Origin of the sequence: Hwangdonia seohaensis (assembly GCF_031932625.1) — a bacterium.
GTDB classification, from domain to species: Bacteria; Bacteroidota; Bacteroidia; order Flavobacteriales; family Flavobacteriaceae; genus Hwangdonia; species Hwangdonia seohaensis.
The window spans coordinates 429,441-449,618 of record NZ_JAVSCK010000002.1 but is presented as its reverse complement, the minus strand read 5'-3'; the positions used below and the strand labels follow the sequence as shown (position 1 = coordinate 449,618).

Below are 20,178 nucleotides of genomic sequence, written 5' to 3'. Positions count from 1 at the left end.
TTGAGCTTTAATGCAAACAGAAACTATACTATACATTATTATTGCTGGAATTATAGCGCTTTTATTAGCGCTTTTTCAGTATATAAAAGGTACTCAGAAAGTTTCTAAATTAAACGTGCTTTTTTCCTTTATAAGGTTTGTTACGCTGTTTTCAGTTTTTTTATTACTTATCAATCCCAAGTTTGAACAACTTACATTAACCACGGAAAAACCAAGCCTTGTAATTGCTATTGATAATTCCAGTTCTATAAAACATTTAAAACAAGACGAAAACACTTTAAATGTAGTTGATAGATTATCTCAAAACAAAGAGTTAAACGCTAAATTCAATATCTCAAAATACACTTTTGGCGAGCAACTTATACCGTTTGATTCCCTTCGGTTTACCGAAAAACAAACCAATATATCTGATGCCTTCAGTCAGTTATCCGAAGTGTATAGCGACTTGAATACGGCCACCATTCTTATTTCGGATGGCAATCAAACCTACGGGAATGATTACGAGTTTATAACCTCAAAATACAAAAGCCCAATTTATCCTATTATTTTGGGCGATACGGTAACGCACACCGATTTAAAAATACATCAACTCAATGTTAATAGATACGCCTATTTGAAAAACCGTTTTCCTGTTGAGGCAATAATCACTTATAATGGAAATAGTAATGCCAATTCCCGTATTGTTATAACCCAAGGCAATGCTACGGTTTATTCACATGCTGTTAATTTCACCAAAAACAATAACTCGAAAACCATCAATTTTACATTGCCAGCAAATAGGGTTGGGGTTAGCAATTTCAAAGCGACTGTAATCCCCATTGAAAACGAGAAAAATATCATTAATAACTCAAAGAATTTTGCTGTTGAAGTTATAGATCAAAAAACAAAAATCGCTATTGTTTCCGATTTTCCGCACCCAGATTTAGGTGCGCTTAAGAAAAGTATTGAAAGCAATGAACAACGCTCCGTCGCGTTTTTAAATTCAAATGAAATCATTAATCAAATAAATGATTTTCAATTACTTATAGTTAATCAGCCAAACAATAAGTTTAAAAAATTATTTGATGTTATCCATAGAGAAAACAAAAACATATTTATAATTGTTGGCACTAAAACCGACTTAAATTTTGTGAATAGAACGAGTGAAAATTTCAATCAAGTAATAACAAACCAAACTGAAGACTATCAAGCGGAATTAAATCCAAACTATGCACCCTTTATTATTGATGATATAGATTTTGAGTCGTTTCCGCCTTTAAAATCAAATTTTGGAGCGGTTGAATTTTCAATTCCTTTTGAAACTATTCTCAATAAAAAATTGGGGAATGTTTCAACAAACCAACCATTATTGGTGTCTTTTGAAGCAAACCAAAGGAGGGAAGCCATTTTATTTGGAGAGAACATTTGGCAATGGCGGGCGCAAAGTTTTATAAACACGAAGTCGTTTAACGCTTTTGACAATTTTATTGGGAAACTCGTTCAATATTTAGCCTCGAACAAACGCAAGAACCGATTGAATGTTGAATATGAATCGTTTTACAACGGCAATACAAACGTGATCATTAAAGCACAATTTTTCGATAAGAATTATACGTTCGATACACGGGAAACACTTAATATCAATGTAAAAGATGAAAATTCGGATGAAGAAAAAACATTTCCGCTCATTTTAAAAAACAACAATTATCAAGTGGATTTAAGCAGTTTGCCACCTTCAACCTATAGTTTTACGGTTAAAGCTACCAACGAAAACATTTCAAAATCCGGGACTTTTCAAATTTTGGAATACAACATCGAACAGCAGTTTTTAAACGCCAATGTGGTAAAGCTAAATCAGTTAGCTGAAAATAGTGGAGGAACTAGCTATTTTATTGATGATTCAAACGATTTAATTAACAATTTATTAAGTAATAATCGTTACGCTTCTATTCAAAAAAGCAATAAAAATATCATACCTTTGGTCGATTGGAAATACCTACTCATAATCATTGCTTTAAGCTTAGCAAGTGAGTGGTTTTTACGAAAATATAACGGATTAATTTAAAGAAATAGAAATGGAAAAATTACCAAAAATTGCATTACCCTTTGTAATTGTAGCAATAGTATTAGTTGTTTTATTATCAAAATCTGCAGTAACCATCGACTCTGGTGAGGCCGGTGTGCTTTTTAGAACCTTTGGAGAAGGTGTTGTTGTAGATAAACCCGCATTGGGCGAAGGCTTTCATATAGTTGCACCTTGGAACAAGGTTTTTGTATATGAGGTAAGACAACAGGAAGTTACTGAGAAAATGAACGTGTTATCTTCAAACGGATTGGACATTAAATTAGAGGCTTCGGTTTGGTTTCAACCCGATTTTAAAAATTTAGGGAAATTGCACCAAGAAAAAAGTGAAATGTACAAGGAGCGTGTTTTGCTTCCAGCCATACGTAGTGCGGCCAGAAGTGTTGTGGGGCGTTACACACCAGAACAATTGTATTCTAGCAAACGTGATGCCATTCAACAGGAAATATTTGAAGAAACCAAGAACATTGTGGAAGGTCAGTTTATTCAGTTAAATGAAGTTTTGGTACGCGATGTTACTTTACCGTCAACAATAAAAGATGCTATTGAGCGCAAGTTGAAACAAGAACAAGAATCTTTGGAATATGAGTTCAGACTTGAAAGTGCAAGAAAAGAAGCTGAAAAAGTAATTATTGAAGCTAAAGGAAAAGCAGAATCAAACAGGCTTTTAAGCGCCTCTTTAACTGATAAGATTTTACAAGATAAAGGTATTGACGCCACCATGAAATTAGCAGAATCACCAAATAGCAAGGTTATTGTTATTGGTTCTGGCGATAGCGGATTGCCCATTATTTTAGGAAATCAGTAAGCTGAAAATTAAATTATTCAGTTTTTATATTGATATTTTAAAAATTAAATAATCATTTATAAATAAAAATATAGAATATTTAATAATTGTAAAATTTGTTTTTAATAATTGGAATTATAAAATTTAATTATAGATATTTGCAATAACAACAAAAGAAATGACATTTATTCAAGCACATCCTCATCATTTTCATATTTGCTCTCAAGCGAACTGAAGATGTATTGAATAAAATCAGCATATTTTTAAACCCGTTTGAGACAATCAAGCGGGTTTTTAATTTTAAAAAAGCTTGGTTGTTTTAAACTCATAAAAAACAAATAAATGAGTAAACTAAAAATTGCAGTACAAAAATCGGGACGTTTAAACGAAGACTCGATGAGGCTTTTAAAAGACATCGGAATCTATATCGATAACGGGAAAGATCAATTAAAAGCATCGGCAAAAGGGTTCCCCGTAGAAGTATTCTATTTGCGAAATGGCGATATACCGCAGTATCTTAAAGATGGCGTAGTTGATGCCGCCATTATTGGCGAAAATGTGTTAATTGAAAAAGGCAATGACATAAAAGTTGCTGAAAAATTGGGCTTTTCAAGCTGTCGGGTTTGTATTGCCGTACCAAAATCGTCAACTTATAACAGTATTAAAGAATTAAACGGCAAGCGTATCGCCACATCGTACCCAAATACGGTGCAGAATTTTTTAAAAGAAAACGGTGTAACCGCTAAGCTTCACATTATTAATGGTTCAGTTGAAATCGCCCCAAATATAGGGTTGGCAGATGCCATTGTCGATATTGTTTCTAGTGGAAGCACACTCTTTAAAAACAATTTAAAAGAGGTGGAAGTTATTTTAAAATCTGAAGCTGTATTGGCCGTTTCACCACTTTTATCAGAAGAAAAACAAGCCATTTTAAATACGATTCAATTTAGAATACAATCGGTTTTAAAAGGCAGGCAATCAAAGTATATTTTGTTGAACGCGCCTAATGAAAAAATCGACGATATTATTAATTTACTGCCCGGAATGAAAAGCCCAACGGTTTTACCCTTGGCCCAGGAGGGGTGGAGTTCTGTGCACTCCGTAATTAATAAAAACGAATTTTGGGATGTTATTGAAGCATTAAAAGCAAACGGCGCTCAAGGTATTTTGGTTTGCCCAATTGAAAAAATGGTGCTTTAGTATGTATAGTTTTTTTTATTTCCACGAAGGTGGAAATATCATCATATATTTCACTAATCATAAAAGGTGTTTTGTTTAAAAAGATTTCCGCCTTCGCGGAAATGAAGAAAAAATTAATCAATGAAAATCATTAACAATCCAAATAAAAACGATTGGTCAGAAATTTTAAAACGGCCAACGCAAACCGTAAATGACATTGAAGCTACCGTTAATCAAATTTTTGATGATATAAATAAAAACGGGGATAAAGCCATTAAAAAATACACACAAAAGTTTGATGCTGTTAATTTACAAACCAATAAAGTAAGCGAGAAAGAAATTGAAGAAGCCATTGATAATGTTCCTGTAAAACTTCAAACCGCTATAAAAAAGGCAAAACAAAATATTGAGGCTTTTCATGCCGCTCAAAAAACACCAAAAGTTGTAATTGAAACCACAAAAGGTGTTATATGCTGGCAAGAAAAACGCCCCATTGAAAAAGTAGGTGTTTACATCCCTGGCGGTACGGCACCGTTGTTTTCCACCGTTTTAATGCTTTGCGTACCGGCGCAAATTGCAGGTTGCAAAGAGATTGTTTTGTGCTCGCCGCCTAATAAAAACGGTGCGTTGGCACCAGAAATATTATATGCCGCGAAACTTTGTGGAGTTACAAAAATTTTTAAAGTTGGAGGGATTCAAGCCATTGCTGGCTTAACGTTTGGAACAGAAAGCATACCGCAAGTTTATAAAATTTTCGGTCCCGGAAATCAATTTGTAACGGTTGCAAAACAATTAGCCACAAAATACGATGTGGCCATCGATATGCCTGCAGGCCCGAGCGAGTTGCTGGTTTTTGCCGATGATACCGCAAAGGCGTCGTACATGGCATCCGATTTATTAAGTCAAGCCGAACACGGTACAGATAGTCAGGTTTTTTTGGTATCGACTTCAAACCGGTTGATTAAAGAGGTTTCAAACGAAGTTGAAAAACAGTTAAGGGTGCTTCCGCGTAAAGCGATTGCTGAAAAATCCATCGCTAATTCCAAATTAATTTATGTCGAAAATGATGAAACAGCACTCGATTTGATTAACGAATATGGTCCAGAGCATTTTATTATCAGCGCTAAAAATGAGGATTTTTATATTAATGGCATCATGAATGCGGGCTCTGTTTTTATTGGTAATTACACCCCTGAAAGCGCCGGCGATTATGCCTCTGGAACAAACCATACTTTACCAACAAACGGGTTTAGCAAAGCGTATTCGGGCGTGAATTTAGACAGCTTTTTAAAAAGTATGACCTTTCAAAAAATATCAAAGGAAGGTTTGCTCAACCTTGGCGAAACTATAGAATTAATGGCGGAAGCCGAAGGTTTACAAGCCCACAAAAATGCGGTTTCAATTCGCTTAAAAGATTTGAAAAATTAAAAGCGGCGATATGCTGAACGGGTTTCAGCATCGCACAAATAACAATTAAATGAGACACTGAAACAGATTCAGTGAGACAAAAAAAATGAATATTAAAAACTTAGTTCGACCAACCATAAAAACCCTAAAACCGTATTCGTCCGCGCGCGACGAGTTTCAAGGCAGCAGTGATGCGATGGTTTTTTTAGATGCCAATGAAAATCCGTTTGAAAATGGTGTAAATCGTTATCCAGACCCAAAACAGGGAAAATTAAAATCTATTTTATCAGAAATCAAGGGTGTTTCCACAAATAACATGCTTTTGGGAAATGGAAGCGACGAGGTGTTGGATTTGATTTTTAGAGCCTTTTGCGAACCCAATCAAGACAACATCATCACATTGCCGCCAACGTACGGCATGTATCAGGTTTTGGCGAGAATTAATAATATTGAAAACCGCAAAGTTCCTTTAACCCCACAATTTCAGCCTAATTTAGAGGGCATAATTCGTACGGCATCCCATAAAACAAAAATCATATTTTTATGCTCACCAAATAACCCTACCGGGAATAGTTTTTCTAAAGGAAAAATTGAAAAATTACTACAATCTTTTCACGGTTTGGTTGTAATTGACGAGGCTTATATAGATTTTTCAAATAATGAAAGTTGGATAAACAGACTAAATGAGCTCCCAAATTTAATAGTTACCCAAACGTTGTCAAAAGCCTACGGTATGGCAGGAATTAGGTTGGGAATTTGCTTTGCTTCAGAAGAAATTATTTCAGTTTTAAACAAAATAAAACCGCCATACAACGTTAACGAGCTTACACAACAGAAAGCCGTTGAGCAATTATCGATAAAAAATTTGGCAAAAAACCAAATTGAAGCCATCCTTAAAGAGCGAGAGGTTTTAGTGGCGGAATTGCAACAAATCAGTTTTGTTTCAAAAATTTATCCCACCGATGCCAATTTTGTTCTGGTAAAAATAGATGATGCCACGAAACGATACAATCAACTTATTGCTAAAGGTATCGTGATAAGAAACCGAACCACACAGTATGGATGCGAAAACTGTTTAAGGTTTACAGTTGGCACTAAAAACGAAAACGAAACATTGATAAGCACTTTAAAATCATTAGAATGAAAAAAGTACTATTTATAGATAGAGACGGCACTTTGATTAAAGAACCGGCAGACGAGCAGGTGGATGCCTTTGAAAAACTGGTGTTTTACCCAAAAGTATTTCAATATTTAGGACGAATCTGCAAAGAACTGGATTACGAAATCGTTATGGTTACCAATCAAGATGGGTTGGGAACACCGGATAATCCCTCAGAAAAATTTTGGCCCATTCATAATTTTATTTTAGAAACCTTTAAAAATGAAGGCATTGAATTTAAGGAGATTTATATTGATAAAACCTATGCCAAAGACAATGCGCCAACACGCAAACCAAATACGGGTTTGCTTACCAAGTATTATTCTGAGGAGTACGATTTAGAAAATTCATACGTAATCGGCGATAGGTTAACAGATATTGAGTTGGCAAAAAACTTAGGGGCAAAAGGTATTTTTATAAATGATGAGACCCATTTGGGGACTGATGAAATTACGGTTAAGCGTGAAGAGTTAGATGCCTATATTGCTTTGGAGAGCAATGATTGGGAAAAAATTTATCAATTTTTAAAAGCAGATGAGCGTTCTGGTGGTCTTATTAGAAATACTAATGAAACTAAAATTGCTATTCAACTGAATCTTGATGGTACAGGAAAGAGCAAAATTGATACGGGGCTTGCTTTTTTCGATCACATGTTAGACCAAATAGCGCGACATGGGCAATTGGATTTAAACATTAAGGTTGATGGCGATTTGGAAGTCGACGAGCATCACACCATAGAAGACACTGCGATTGCTTTGGGCGAACTATTCAACAAAACCTTGGGCAACAAATTAGGTATTGAGCGCTATGGTTTTTGTTTGCCTATGGACGATTGCTACGCTCAGGCGGCTATTGATTTTGGCGGAAGAAATTGGCTCGTTTGGGAAGCCGATTTTAAACGCGAAATGGTTGGCAAAATGCCAACCGAAATGTTTTTTCATTTCTTTAAATCCTTTACCGATGGCGCAAAATGCAATTTGAACATAAAGGCAGAAGGCACAAATGAACATCATAAAATTGAAGCTATTTTTAAAGCCTTTGCAAAAGCCATTAAAATGGCCGTAAAACGTGATGTGGAAAAAATGATTTTACCAAGTACAAAGGGGATGCTATAAAAAAGCCCCCTAACCTCCAAAAGGGGGAATTCCAAGGTTTGCTAATAAAGCAAATCAATAAAAAAGAATTTCAAAATATGAGTGAACTAAAGCGTTCGAGTAAGAGTTCTTCCCCTATGGGGAAGCTAGATGGAGCTTCTGTTGTTATTATAAACTACGGCGCAGGAAACATTAAAAGCATACAGTTTGCATTTAAACGATTAGGTTATGACGCTGTTTTATCGAATAATCCAGAGGAAATTATTGCAGCGGACAAAGTAATTTTCCCGGGCGTAGGCGAAGCGAGTAGTGCCATGAAAATGTTAAAGGAGAGTGGATTGGATGTTTTAATCCCGACACTGAAACAACCCGTTTTAGGGATATGCTTGGGCATGCAGCTCATGTGTAAATTTACTGAAGAGGGTAACACAAAAGGTTTAAACATTTTTCAAACAGATGTTAAGCGTTTTACATCCGGTGTAAAAGTGCCACAAATGGGTTGGAATGTTATAAATGATTTAAAGTCTGACTTGTTTAAAGGAATTAAAGAAAACGAATATATGTATTTAGTGCATAGCTATTATGCAGAACATTGTAAAGAAACCATTGCTAAAACGGATTACGGATTGAATTATGCATCGGCATTAAAACACAATAATTTTTATGGTGTACAATTTCATCCAGAAAAGAGTAGTTTTGCAGGAGCTAAAATATTGCAAAATTTTATAGAATTATAACATGAGAATAATACCAGCCATAGATATAATTGACGGTAAATGTGTCCGCTTAACCAAAGGCGATTATGGAACAAAAAAAATATACAGTGAAAGTCCGCTTGAAATTGCCAAAACTTTTGAAGATTCAGGAATTGAATATTTGCACTTGGTAGATTTAGATGGCGCAAAAGCTAAACATATTGTAAACTATAAAGTGTTAGAGCAAATCGCATCTAAAACAAATCTTAAAATTGATTTTGGTGGAGGTTTAAAAACGAATGAAGACTTACACATTGCTTTTAATTCTGGGGCTAGACAAATTACCGGAGGAAGTATTGCAGTTAAAGATCCTGAAACTTTTGAAGGTTGGATATCAAAATATGGTGCCACAAAAATTATTTTGGGTGCCGATAGCGATGACGGAAAAGTGTCCATTAGCGGTTGGATGGAACAGAGTAAAGAGGATGTTATTCCGTTTATAAAAAAATATCAAAAAAAGAGTATCCAATATGTTATTTGTACCGATATTTCAAAAGACGGTATGCTGGAAGGCCCATCGGTTGAACTGTATAAACAAATTATCACAGAATGCTCAAACAGTAGTAGTGGGCAATCCATAAAGTTAATCGCATCTGGCGGCATTTCAAACATTGAAGAATTGCCTATTTTAAAAGCAATTGGCTGCGAAGGTGTAATTATAGGAAAAGCCATTTACGAAAACAGAATCAGTTTAAAACAATTAGAAAAATTTGTATAATTGAATTTGTCATTCCTGCGAAGGCAGGAATCCACTTGATAACTAAAACATTAAGATTTCCGCCTTTGCGGAAATGAAAATTAGAATATTTCATGTTAACAAAACGAATAATACCCTGTTTAGATATTAAAAGCGGACGTACCGTAAAAGGCATAAATTTTGTTGATTTACGTGATGCCGGCGACCCGGTTGAGTTAGCAAAACAATACGCCAACGTTGGGGCAGACGAACTCGTTTTTTTAGATATTTCGGCCACTTTAGAAGGAAGGGCAACCACATTAGATATGGTTTTACACGTCGCAGAACAAGTTAATATTCCGTTTACCGTTGGTGGTGGCATTTCGTCTGTTGAAGATGTCGATGCGCTTTTAAAATGTGGCGCAGATAAAGTATCGGTTAATTCTTCTGCAATAAAACGACCAGAGTTAATAAACGAGCTGTCTAACAAATTCGGAAGCCAATGCGTAGTCGTTGCTATTGATGCGAAATTAGTGGACGGCCAATGGAAAGTACATTTAGCGGGTGGCAGCATTCCAACCGATTTAGATTTGTTTGAGTGGGCCAAAGAGGTTGAAAAAAGAGGTGCCGGCGAAATTTTATTCACATCAATGAATCATGATGGTACCAAAAACGGATTTGCAAATGAAGCCTTAAAAAAACTTTCTGAAACTTTAAATATACCCATAATTGCGTCGGGTGGGGCAGGAAACGTTCAACATTTTATAGACACTTTTAAAGACGGAAAAGCTGATGCTGCTTTGGCCGCCAGTGTGTTTCACTTTGGAGAAATCCCTATTCCAGAATTAAAAAAAGAATTAAAAGCTAATAATATTGAAGTGCGACTTTAGTCGTCATGCTGAACTTGTTTCAGTATCACATAAAGAATAAGTTATGACTATTAAATACGATTCAAACGGATTTGTTCCCGCAATCATTCAGGATGCCAATACAAAAAACGTGTTGATGTTGGGGTATATGAATGAAGCCGCCTATAACAAAACCTTGGAAACCAAACAAGTTACTTTCTTTAGCAGAAGTAAACAGCGTTTATGGACTAAAGGCGAGGAAAGTGGAAATTTTTTAAATCTCGTTGAAATTAAAAATGATTGCGATAACGACACGCTCCTAATTCAAGTAAATCCACAAGGGCCAACCTGCCACAAAGGCACCGATAATTGTTGGGGAGAAAAAAACACAGCTAATTACGGATTCTTTTCAACTTTGGAACTTGTGATTGCAGAGCGCGTTGCAAATAAAGACACCAAAAAATCTTATGTGGCGAGTTTGTTCTCAAAAGGGATTAACAAAGTGGCTCAAAAAGTAGGCGAGGAGGCTGTAGAAACCGTTATTGAGGCTATGGATAATAACGATGAGTTATTTCTTTACGAATCGGCCGATTTGCTTTTTCATTATTTGATGTTGTTGCAAGCCAAAGGATTTACTTTAAAAGATATTGAAGCAGAATTAAAAAACAGGCACAAATAAAAAGAGGCCTTATTCTGGTTAGGGAAAAGCCTCTTAAAAAATGGTTGATTGAAATATTTTTTATATCACGATATCCAGCCTTTAGATTTTGAATGCTTAGAAAACCAGACTAAAAATATGGAAAATAGTATAATGGAAATTGTCATTCCTAAATTATCCGTATGCCCATTTGCCAAGAAATAACCCATTTGGATAATTACGGCAAAGAGCGATATACTCAATAAAGAATATGCCCATTTTTTTCGGAGTAAAAGCGCTATACAACCTAAAGCACCCGAAAAAACAGCTATTGCAAAAACAGCGGTTAACCAAGTTGGATGATTGGAAACAATATCTAATTGTTCTTGAGTTAATGCAGAACGCCATCGCTCTGTATTGTAAGCTTGACCTAAATATTGGTCAACACCCATAGCGTTCCAAGCGAGTGCAATTAAACTCACAATCCAGAACCAAACTGGAGGTTTGTTGGAAGAATTTGTCATAATAATTGGTTTTTAGTTAGTTATAAATATAATACAATGTATAAATTTTTTGTCACAATTAATAAAAGAGCGTATTTTTCCTTCTTCTAATAAACAATAATGAACAAGTATTTTTATCTCATTTCTATTCAATATTTAGGCTATCGTTTTCATGGTTGGCAAAAGCAACCCGATGTAAAAACCCTACATTTAATGGTAGATAGAACATTAAATTTTATTTTAGAAGGCAAACGCTTTAAGAGTTTAAGTTCTGGCAGAACCGATGCGATGGTTTCGGCAGAACATGCGGCAATCGAATTGTTTTTATTTGAACCTATTGAAGATTTAAACGCCTTTTTGGAATTATTCAATTATAACCTGCCACAAGATATTCGTGCTTTAAACATTAAGGAAGTTGATGAGAAATTTAATATAATTCAACACTCCAAAGTTAAAGAGTATCTGTATTTGTTTACATATGGTGAAAAATGCCATCCCTTTTGCGCCCCGATAATGACTACCATTCTTGATGAATTGGATATTAATGTAATGAAACAAGGTGCCAAACTTTTTGAAGGCGAAAATTACTTAAAACCCTATTGCTACAAACCAACGGATAATGGTGTTTACAACAGAGAAATATTGTTATGCGAACTGGTTGAAAACACCATTTATACCGCAAATTATTTTCCTCAAAAATCCTATGTGCTAAGGGTAAAAGGCCAAGGGTTTATGCGAAATCAAATCCGATTAATGATGGGAACGCTAATTGATTTAGGCAAAGGAAAATTATCATTGGACGATATCCGTAAAAGTCTACTTCCAAATAGTACGGTAAAAATGCACTACATCGCTCCGGCTTCAGGGCTCATTTTAAATAAAATTGAATTTGAATAAGATTTGACTTCAATTCTTCCTTCCATTGCTTGTTTTTCAATCATTTTTGTAAATGAGCAAGTATTCATATCAAATGAACAAAATGTTATGCAGCTTATATTTTAATTTAGCTTCAAAGAGGAATGAAACATAAATCATTCACTAAAAAACCTTTAAAACTAACATATGAGTTATTTGAACATGAAAGAAGAAAAATTGTTAAAAATCATTATAGCTTTAAATTTCCTTTTAACGGACTACCATTTTTAAGTATTAACTCGTCTTTTAAATAAAACGAATTAATAATTTAAAACTTAAACAAAAATGGAAAACACGATAACAGAAGCTTTTGACGCCATCGTATCAAAATTACAAGACTGGCTAACTACTATAATTGAATATTTACCAAATTTCGGATTAGCCCTTTTGGTGCTAATAACTGCATTTTTTATTGCCAAATATGTAAACAAATACACCTACAAATTAGTATCTAAAAAAGTTAAACAGGAATCTGTCGCTCAAATTATTTCAAGAATTTCATCGGTAGTTCTCGTTTTAGTCGGGCTTTATATATCGTTGGGTATTTTAAATTTAAGTAAAACGCTAACCTCGTTATTGGCCACAGCCGGTGTTGCAGGTTTAGCCATTGGTTTGGCGTTGCAAAACACGCTTAGCAACACCGTAGCGGGAATTGTGTTGTCTTTTAGAAAAAAAATACAAATAGGAAATTGGGTGGAAACCAATGGTTTTTCGGGCGAAGTTATCGATATTAATCTCAAGGAATTTGTTTTAAAGGAAGCCGATAACAATATTGTTATTATGCCAAACAAAATGATTTTGGAAAACCCTTTAAAAAACTACTCGCTAACTACCAAAATGCGCGTTTCGGTTGAATGTGGCGTGGGCTACGAATCGGATTTAGAGCAAGTAAAAACATTGACTAAAAAAACCATCGCCCAAGCTTTCGATCAAGTTGAAAGCGCAGAAAACGTCGAGTTTTATTATACCGAATTTGGAGGCAGCTCAATAAATTTTCTATGCCGATTTTGGATAGATGCAGAAAGCATGCTGGAAAAACTACATGCCAAAACCACGGCTATTATCGAAATTAAAAAAGCTTACGATACGGCTGGAATTAATATACCATTCCCAATTCGCACACTTCAGTTTGATAATAAATTGGCTTTTGAAAACTCGAAAGTTTCAAAAGAAATTTCAAAAAATTAGGCAAAATTACGTATTAACTGGTTTTAACATCTCAAGTTAAAAAAAGTTAAAAAAACATCCGTCTTTTATTTTTAGGACGTAACTTAAATAGTCTACACAACCTATTTTTAAAATGGATATCATACAAATTCTCTAAAAATTAGAGTAGGTTTATTTCAAAATAAATAAGCTATTATCATTTTAAACAATTAATATAAAAACCTAAAATCATGAAAAAAATCATTTTAATATTGGCATTGGTATTTACAACATCAATAGTCTTTACAAGCTGTAGGGAGAAAAAAACAACCGATGAAAAAATAGAAGAAGCTATTGATAACATTGGTGATGAATTAGAGGATGCCTCTGATGATTTAAAAGATGCAGTTGAAGATGTAAAAGATGAAATCGAGGAAATAAAAGAAGAAGCAAAAAAAGATAGTGTTAAAAGTTAATACCAAGCACAAAACTTTTTTTAAAACATAAAACCAAAAACAAAAATGAAAAACTTAATATTTGCGTTTGCACTACTTTTTATAGGCAGTGCCATGGCACAGGAAAAACCAAAAGAAGTAAAACAAGAAACCAAGGTAAAGATTGTTAAAACCAAGAACGATAAAGAAACCTCGGAGAAAAAAGTAAAAGTTATTACGCGCGAAACCGCAGACGTTAAACTAGATAAAAAGGATGAAAATAAAGTTAATCAAAACCGTGTAAACGCTACAAAAAAAGTAGAAAAAATGGTTATGGTTGATGACGACAACGATGCCGATTATGATGTTTTAACAAAGGAGACATTTTTTGTGAGTGGTAACGAAACGTATAAGTTTACACCAAATGAAAGAGGTTTCGATATTATATTCGATAAAGACGAAAATGAGTTTGTTAAAATAGGAAAAGCATGGTCAACAAGTGCCAGCGGCAACTATATTATAAGAGGCGAAATGCACAATGGTATTGGTTATTTTGATAAGAATGGAAACTTTGTAGTAGAATATTTTGATGATGCTTCAAAGCGCATTAAAAAAATGACTTATAGCAAAGAGAGTAAAGACATGAGGTAATGCCATGTCTTGTTAAGATACTTATAAAAGTCCCGATTAATTCGGGACTTTTTGTACTTTAGAACCTCTAAAAAAAAACGAATGGGCACATCAGCATTAAAATCGGCATTAAACTTTTTTAAACAACTTGAAAAAAACAACAATCGCGATTGGTTTAACGAAAACAAACCGGAGTTTAAAGCGATTGAAACAGAGATTAAAAAAATTTACAATTCGGTTTTAGAAAACCTAAACAAACACGACGACATAGATAAACTGAAACTTTTTAGAATATACAGGGATGTGCGTTTTTCCAAAAACAAGCTGCCGTACAAAACCCATTTTGGTGGATCGTTTCACAGAACAAAGCCTAAATTACGTGGCGGCTATTATTTGCACATTCAGCCTAACAACGAAAGCTTTATTGCAACCGGTTTCTGGGAACCGGCCAAAGCCGATTTGCAGCGTATTAGAAAAGAGTTTGAAATGGACGATTCAGAAATCCGCAAAATAATTGGGAATAAATCTTTTAAATCCATTTGGGGAGGTTTTGTTGGCGACGAAGTAAAAACCGCTCCAAGAGGTTTCGATAAAGAGCACAAAGCCATCGATTTAATTAAAAAGAAACAATATATTTTCGTTAAAAAATTTACCGACAAAGCTGTTTTGGACGCCAATTTTTTAGACGACATAAATACTTCGTTTAAAGCTATTCGTCCGTATTTTGATTATATGAGCGACGTGTTGACTACGGATTTGAATGGGGTTTCCTTAATCGAAAAGTGATTATGGTTTTTAAACCGCAGCTAGCAACTCAGGTTTTTCGAACAATTGAATGTTGCTTAACAAACGTTCCTTTACAATATGCATCATGCGTTTGTTTAAAGCCGAAGAGTTTTCAATGTAAATTAAATATTCTTCTACAGTAAAAAGCCCGATAATCATACCTTTTACTGAGTTTCTGAATTTCATGTCTTTTTGAATCGCATTTTCAATATAATCCATACGTTTTTGTAATGACAAATCATAAAAAACAGATTTGTGTTTAACCACATAATTTTTAAAAACTTCAATAAGCAATTCGTTTTGCAGCTTGATCACAGGGCGCAAAACTAAATTCTGAAAACGCTCATCAGCACTCATATTATCATTAATTGTTGCAGATGAAATTTCTGGGCGAATACTTTTTAGGTTAAATAATCTTGAGTTCATGGTTTAGGATTTTTATTAAAAATATCAATAATCAGAGCTTATAATGACCAATACCTTTATTATTATCAACGAGGTTATTAACATTGAAGATTTTTCTATCTTTAAATAATATTTAAAATGAGCAGCGCTGGCGACCAACATCTTGATAACCAATAACAACGAACATGAGTTTGTTTAAATTTTAAAAAAACATGGCCCTATGAAATTTGGAAGCGTAGATAATCCAGAAAACATGGACTTCACTGAAGGCAAACAACAAAAAATATTATAGATATTAATATTTTAACTAACCCCCTTATATATGAAATTTCAAACAAGAAAATGGATCAAACCTGAAGATTTAAACCCAAACGGCTCCCTTTTTGGCGGTCGCCTTTTGGAATGGATAGACGAAGAAGCAGCGTTGTTTGCCATCATTCAATTTGACAACAAAAAAGTAGTTACAAAATCTATGGGTGCCATAGATTTTGTGGCTTCGGCAAAACAAGGCGATGTGGTAGAAATTGGCATTGAAATCACCAAGGTTGGAAACGCTTATATTTCCTTAAGCTGTGAGGTTAGAAATATTATGACACACGAAACCATAATAACCATTTCCAATATTATTATGGTTAATTTGGGCGAGGACGGAAAGCCCAAAGCACACGGTAAAAACATATAGAATATAAACGAGCAAAACGGTTGTAAATTTGTTTTAAATATTATAATCAATTAAGTTGTTCTGTTGCATAAAATTCAATTTATAATGCTTCTATTGGAAATTTTATAAAAATTCAATAACAAAGCCCGCTAAAGTTTTAAATAACTCCATTATACTATAACTTTGTATTCCTTACTAAATTATAAGATATTTTATGAGCAAAACATTGTTTGACAAAGTGTGGGATTCACACGTTGTAAGAAAGATAGAAGGTGGGCCAGATGTGTTTTTTATAGATCGCCATTTTATACACGAAGTAACCAGTCCTGTTGCTTTTTTAGGATTAAAAAGCAGAGGTCTAAGCGTATTGTACCCCGAACGTACATTTGCTACAGCAGACCATAATACCCCAACCATAAATCAGCATTTACCAGTTGAAGACCCGTTGTCGGCAAATCAATTAAAGGCTTTAGAAGACAATTCTAACGAATACGGTATTAGCCATTGGGGATTGGGCCATAAAAAGAACGGTATTGTTCACGTTGTGGGGCCAGAAAACGGTATTACATTCCCTGGCGCTACGATTGTTTGTGGCGATTCGCACACATCAACACACGGTGCTTTTGGCGCTATTGCCTTTGGTATTGGCACTTCGGAAGTCGAAATGGTATTATCTACACAATGTATCATGCAGCCCAAACCTAAAAAAATGCGCATTAATGTAAATGGACAATTAGGTAAAGGTGTTACACCAAAAGATGTGGCTTTGTATATCATTTCACAATTAACAACATCTGGCGCAACAGGCTATTTTGTTGAATATGCCGGTGATGTTTTTGAAAACATGACCATGGAAGGCCGTATGACAGTTTGTAATTTATCCATTGAAATGGGTGCCCGTGGCGGCATGATTGCTCCAGATGAGACCACTTTCGCATATTTAAAAGACAAACCACTTTCTCTCAAAGGTGAAGCATGGGATAAAGCCGTAGCACATTGGAAAACCTTAAAAACCGATGCTGATGCAACCTTTGATAAAGAATTGACTTTTAATGCGAGCGATATTGAACCGATGATTACCTACGGAACAAATCCAGGTATGGGAATGGGTATTTCAAAAAACATTCCAAATGCCGAAGCTGTTGAAGGTGGCGTTGCTACTTACAAAAAGTCTTTGGATTATATGGGATACGAAGAAAACGATGCCATGATTGGCAAAAAAGTAGATTACGTATTCTTAGGCAGCTGTACCAATGGTAGAATTGAAGATTTTCGTGCATTTGCATCCATAGTTAAAGGCCGAAAAAAGGCCGAAAATATCACAGCGTGGTTAGTTCCTGGGTCTCACGAAGTTCAAGACAAGATTAAAGAAGAAGGTCTTTTAGACATTATCAACGAAGCTGGATTTGTATTAAGACAACCGGGTTGTTCGGCGTGTTTAGCGATGAACGACGATAAAGTACCTGCTGGTAAATATGCGGTAAGTACATCAAACAGAAACTTTGAGGGGCGCCAAGGTCCGGGTTCAAGAACCCTATTGGCAAGTCCGTTGGTCGCTGCGGCCGCCGCAGTTACCGGCGTAGTAACCGACCCTAGAGAATTAATTTAAAATACAAAAGTAAAATATTAAGACGTTTTAAAACCTTGAATATTTAATATTGAACTTTAAACTTATAAAACATGGCTTACGATAAATTTACAATACTAACAAGCACAGCAGTTCCTTTACCATTGGAAAATGTGGATACCGATCAAATAATTCCGGCGCGTTTTTTAAAAGCTACAAAACGTGAAGGCTTTGGAGACAATTTATTCCGTGATTGGAGATATAATAATGACGATACACCAAAGGAAAGTTTTGTTTTAAACAACCCTATTTACAGCGGTAAAATTTTAGTTGGGGGCAAGAATTTCGGTTCGGGTTCTTCAAGAGAGCACGCTGCTTGGGCGGTTTACGACTACGGATTCCGTTGTGTCGTATCGAGTTTCTTTGCCGATATTTTTAGAAATAACTGTTTAAATGTTGGCGTTTTACCGGTTCAGGTGAGCCCGGAATTTTCAGAACAGATTTTTGAGGAAATCTACAAAGACCCCAATACGGAAATTGAAGTGAATCTGCCTAACCAAACCATTACCATCACCTCGACTGGTGCGCAGGAATCTTTTGAAATTAATAGCTATAAGAAAGATAACATGCTAAATGGTTTTGACGATATTGATTATCTTCAGAATATGAAAGGCGACATAGAATCTTTTGCTAATGATTTGATGTTGTAAATGGCAACACGACGCATAGAAATAATGGATACGACATTGCGCGATGGCGAACAAACATCGAGTGTGTCGTTTTCTGCTTCTGAAAAATTAACCATTGCAAAACTTTTACTGGAGGAATTAAAGGTAGATCGTATTGAAATCGCCTCCGCCAGAGTATCGGAAGGTGAACTGCAAGCAGTAAAGGATGTTACGCAATGGGCTGCTGAAAATGGCTATTTGCACGCTGTTGAAGTATTGACTTTTGTTGATAATGGTGTGTCCATTAACTGGATGAAAGAGGCTGGTGCGAAGGTTCAAAACCTGTTAACCAAAGGTTCATTGAACCATTTAACCCATCAACTTAAAAAGACTTCTAATCAGCACTTTAAAGAAATTAAAAATACTTTAAAGCTGGCCAAAGTCAGCAACATTGAAACCAATATTTATTTAGAGGATTGGAGTAATGGTATGCGAAATTCCAAAGCCTATGTATTTGAGTTTTTGGAGTTTTTATCCACACAACCGGTAAAGCGGATTATGCTACCGGATACCTTGGGTATTTTAACACCTCCAGAATCCTATGCATTTGTAAAGGAAATAAAAGACAAATACCCAAATTTACATTTCGATTTTCACGCGCACAACGATTACGATTTGGGCGTTGCCAATGTTATGGAAGCTTTAAAGGCCGGAGCCAACGGTTTGCATTTAACGGTAAACGGCATGGGCGAACGCGCCGGAAACGCACCCATGGCAAGCACTATTGCGGTTATAAACGATTTTATGCCAGAAGTTAAAATAGGCGTGAACGAAAAGGTTTTATATACCGTAAGCAAGCTCGTGGAGAATTTTTCTGGGGTTATGATTCCTGCCAACAAACCAGTTATTGGCGCCAACGTATTTACGCAAACGGCTGGAATTCATGCCGATGGCGATAATAAAAAGAACCTCTATTTTAGCGATTTACTGCCCGAGCGTTTTGGTAGAAAGCGGCAGTATGCTTTGGGAAAAGCCTCTGGAAAAGCGAACATCCAAAAGAATTTACAAGAATTGGGCCTGCAGCTTGACGATGAAGATTTAAAGAAGGTTACCCAGCGCATTATTGAGTTGGGCGATAAAAAACAGGTAGTTACCAAAGAGGATTTGCCTTATATTATTTCGGATGTATTAGACCGAACGTATGAAGAAAAGGTTAAAGTGAACTCGTATGTATTAACACATTCCAAAGGATTAAAGCCATCAACTACGGTATCAATTAGTATTGAAAACGAGACTTTTGAAGAGCATTCACAGGGCGACGGACAGTTTGATGCGTTTATAAACGCGATAAGAAATGTGTTTAAAAGGAAAAAACTCGTGCTGCCCGATTTGATAGATTATGCGGTTAGGATTCCTCCGGGGAGCCGATCGGATGCGTTGTGTGAAACCATTATTACTTGGAAGAATACCGAAAAGGAATTTAAAACCCGTGGATTGGACTCGGACCAAACGGTTTCGGCCATAAAGGCCACTGAGAAAATGCTGAATATAATAGTGAGTTGAATTGATGACGGATGACCGAAGACGGGAGTTTGCGTGCGTACGAATAATAAATCGCTTTTAGTTAATAAGAGTGAAAGTTCCCCTCCTTGGAGGGGCTAGGGCTGGGTTCCGCGTTAGGGATTGAGGCATTTGTTGAAGCTCCCCGACGTAGGAGGGAGCGACTGCCGAAAGCCCGACCGAAGCGTTACATGCAAGGTTTCTTTTTAAACCTTGTAGGTATAAAGCGAAGGGAACGCCCAACTTCTCGATAGCTCTGCTTAGCTTGTCGAAGTACAATTCCAATAAAATTGGAATTA

21 protein-coding genes are annotated in these 20,178 nt (G+C 35.5%); 19 read left to right on the top strand and 2 right to left on the bottom strand.

The features are described from left to right. Positions 1-10 precede the first annotated feature (10 nt). The 10 genes from RNZ47_RS07210 (at position 11) to hisIE (ending at position 10,646) form a co-directional block, all read left to right on the top strand. Positions 11-2,044: a VWA domain-containing protein gene (locus RNZ47_RS07210; RefSeq protein ID WP_311938249.1), complete on the top strand. Its 2,034-nt coding sequence runs from the start codon at positions 11-13 to the stop codon at positions 2,042-2,044. Positions 2,045-2,054: 10 nt separating this feature from the next. Beyond that, positions 2,055-2,870, top strand: a complete 816-nt coding sequence (locus tag RNZ47_RS07205) for a prohibitin family protein (RefSeq protein ID WP_311938244.1) — start codon at positions 2,055-2,057, stop codon at positions 2,868-2,870. A gap of 321 nt (positions 2,871-3,191) precedes the next feature. Further along, entirely contained in the window at positions 3,192-4,049 is an 858-nt protein-coding gene (gene hisG / locus RNZ47_RS07200) for an ATP phosphoribosyltransferase (protein WP_311938237.1), read from the top strand. A gap of 120 nt (positions 4,050-4,169) precedes the next feature. Further along, positions 4,170-5,456 carry a histidinol dehydrogenase gene (gene hisD / locus RNZ47_RS07195; RefSeq protein WP_311938235.1) on the top strand — a complete coding sequence of 429 codons (1,287 nt, stop codon included), beginning with the start codon at positions 4,170-4,172 and terminating at the stop codon, positions 5,454-5,456. Positions 5,457-5,541: 85 nt separating this feature from the next. Next, complete coding sequence (gene hisC / locus RNZ47_RS07190; protein ID WP_311938232.1) at positions 5,542-6,579, top strand: histidinol-phosphate transaminase; 1,038 nt, start codon at positions 5,542-5,544, stop codon at positions 6,577-6,579. Continuing rightward, the gene (hisB, locus tag RNZ47_RS07185; RefSeq protein WP_311938230.1) at positions 6,576-7,709 is read left to right on the top strand and encodes a bifunctional histidinol-phosphatase/imidazoleglycerol-phosphate dehydratase HisB; all 1,134 of its coding nucleotides are present in this window, start codon (positions 6,576-6,578) and stop codon (positions 7,707-7,709) included. Before hisC ends, hisB begins: the two co-directional genes overlap by 4 nt. A 116-nt stretch (positions 7,710-7,825) precedes the next feature. After that, entirely contained in the window at positions 7,826-8,425 is a 600-nt protein-coding gene (hisH, locus tag RNZ47_RS07180) for an imidazole glycerol phosphate synthase subunit HisH (protein ID WP_311939056.1), read from the top strand. 1 nt (position 8,426) lies between these two features. Continuing rightward, positions 8,427-9,161, top strand: a complete 735-nt coding sequence (gene hisA / locus RNZ47_RS07175) for a 1-(5-phosphoribosyl)-5-[(5-phosphoribosylamino)methylideneamino]imidazole-4-carboxamide isomerase (protein WP_311938228.1) — start codon at positions 8,427-8,429, stop codon at positions 9,159-9,161. A gap of 92 nt (positions 9,162-9,253) precedes the next feature. After that, on the top strand, positions 9,254-10,009 hold the full coding sequence (hisF, locus tag RNZ47_RS07170; RefSeq protein ID WP_311938225.1) for an imidazole glycerol phosphate synthase subunit HisF: 756 nt from the start codon (positions 9,254-9,256) through the stop codon (positions 10,007-10,009). A gap of 43 nt (positions 10,010-10,052) precedes the next feature. Then, positions 10,053-10,646, top strand: a complete 594-nt coding sequence (gene hisIE, locus RNZ47_RS07165) for a bifunctional phosphoribosyl-AMP cyclohydrolase/phosphoribosyl-ATP diphosphatase HisIE (protein ID WP_311938222.1) — start codon at positions 10,053-10,055, stop codon at positions 10,644-10,646. A gap of 65 nt (positions 10,647-10,711) precedes the next feature. Here hisIE and RNZ47_RS07160 read toward each other — a convergent pair whose 3' ends face one another. Further along, a complete protein-coding gene (locus RNZ47_RS07160) occupies positions 10,712-11,128 on the bottom strand; it encodes a hypothetical protein (protein WP_311938221.1) in 417 nt (138 codons plus the stop codon). 99 nt (positions 11,129-11,227) lie between these two features. On the opposite strand from RNZ47_RS07160, the gene RNZ47_RS07155 reads away from it, so the two are divergent. The 5 genes from RNZ47_RS07155 (at position 11,228) to RNZ47_RS07135 (ending at position 15,018) form a co-directional block, all read left to right on the top strand. Continuing rightward, positions 11,228-12,004 (top strand): tRNA pseudouridine synthase A, encoded by a 777-nt coding sequence (locus RNZ47_RS07155; RefSeq protein WP_311938219.1) that lies wholly within the window; start codon positions 11,228-11,230, stop codon positions 12,002-12,004. A 303-nt stretch (positions 12,005-12,307) separates the two neighbouring features. Continuing rightward, a complete protein-coding gene (locus RNZ47_RS07150; RefSeq protein ID WP_311938217.1) occupies positions 12,308-13,210 on the top strand; it encodes a mechanosensitive ion channel family protein in 903 nt (300 codons plus the stop codon). Between the two features lie 209 nt (positions 13,211-13,419). Further along, positions 13,420-13,644, top strand: a complete 225-nt coding sequence (locus RNZ47_RS07145; protein ID WP_311938215.1) for a hypothetical protein — start codon at positions 13,420-13,422, stop codon at positions 13,642-13,644. A 45-nt stretch (positions 13,645-13,689) separates the two neighbouring features. After that, a complete protein-coding gene (locus RNZ47_RS07140) occupies positions 13,690-14,253 on the top strand; it encodes a hypothetical protein (protein WP_311938213.1) in 564 nt (187 codons plus the stop codon). An 81-nt stretch (positions 14,254-14,334) separates the two neighbouring features. Further along, on the top strand, positions 14,335-15,018 hold the full coding sequence (locus RNZ47_RS07135) for a DUF2461 domain-containing protein (RefSeq protein ID WP_311938211.1): 684 nt from the start codon (positions 14,335-14,337) through the stop codon (positions 15,016-15,018). A 9-nt stretch (positions 15,019-15,027) separates the two neighbouring features. On the opposite strand, the gene RNZ47_RS07130 is transcribed toward RNZ47_RS07135, so the two are convergent. Next, complete coding sequence (locus RNZ47_RS07130; protein ID WP_311938209.1) at positions 15,028-15,444, bottom strand: glyoxalase; 417 nt, start codon at positions 15,442-15,444, stop codon at positions 15,028-15,030. Between the two features lie 301 nt (positions 15,445-15,745). Here RNZ47_RS07130 and RNZ47_RS07125 point away from each other — a divergent pair, with 301 nt between their 5' ends. The 4 genes from RNZ47_RS07125 to RNZ47_RS07110 all read left to right on the top strand — a co-directional run bounded on the left by RNZ47_RS07125 (position 15,746) and on the right by RNZ47_RS07110 (position 19,882). Further along, a complete protein-coding gene (locus RNZ47_RS07125; protein WP_311938207.1) occupies positions 15,746-16,105 on the top strand; it encodes an acyl-CoA thioesterase in 360 nt (119 codons plus the stop codon). A 193-nt stretch (positions 16,106-16,298) separates the two neighbouring features. Then, positions 16,299-17,693, top strand: coding sequence for a 3-isopropylmalate dehydratase large subunit (leuC, locus tag RNZ47_RS07120; protein ID WP_311938205.1), 1,395 nt, complete (start codon positions 16,299-16,301; stop codon positions 17,691-17,693). A gap of 71 nt (positions 17,694-17,764) precedes the next feature. Next, positions 17,765-18,361 (top strand): 3-isopropylmalate dehydratase small subunit, encoded by a 597-nt coding sequence (gene leuD, locus RNZ47_RS07115; RefSeq protein WP_311938203.1) that lies wholly within the window; start codon positions 17,765-17,767, stop codon positions 18,359-18,361. Beyond that, entirely contained in the window at positions 18,362-19,882 is a 1,521-nt protein-coding gene (locus RNZ47_RS07110) for a hydroxymethylglutaryl-CoA lyase-like TIM-barrel protein (protein WP_311938200.1), read from the top strand. Positions 19,883-20,178: the final 296 nt, after the last annotated feature.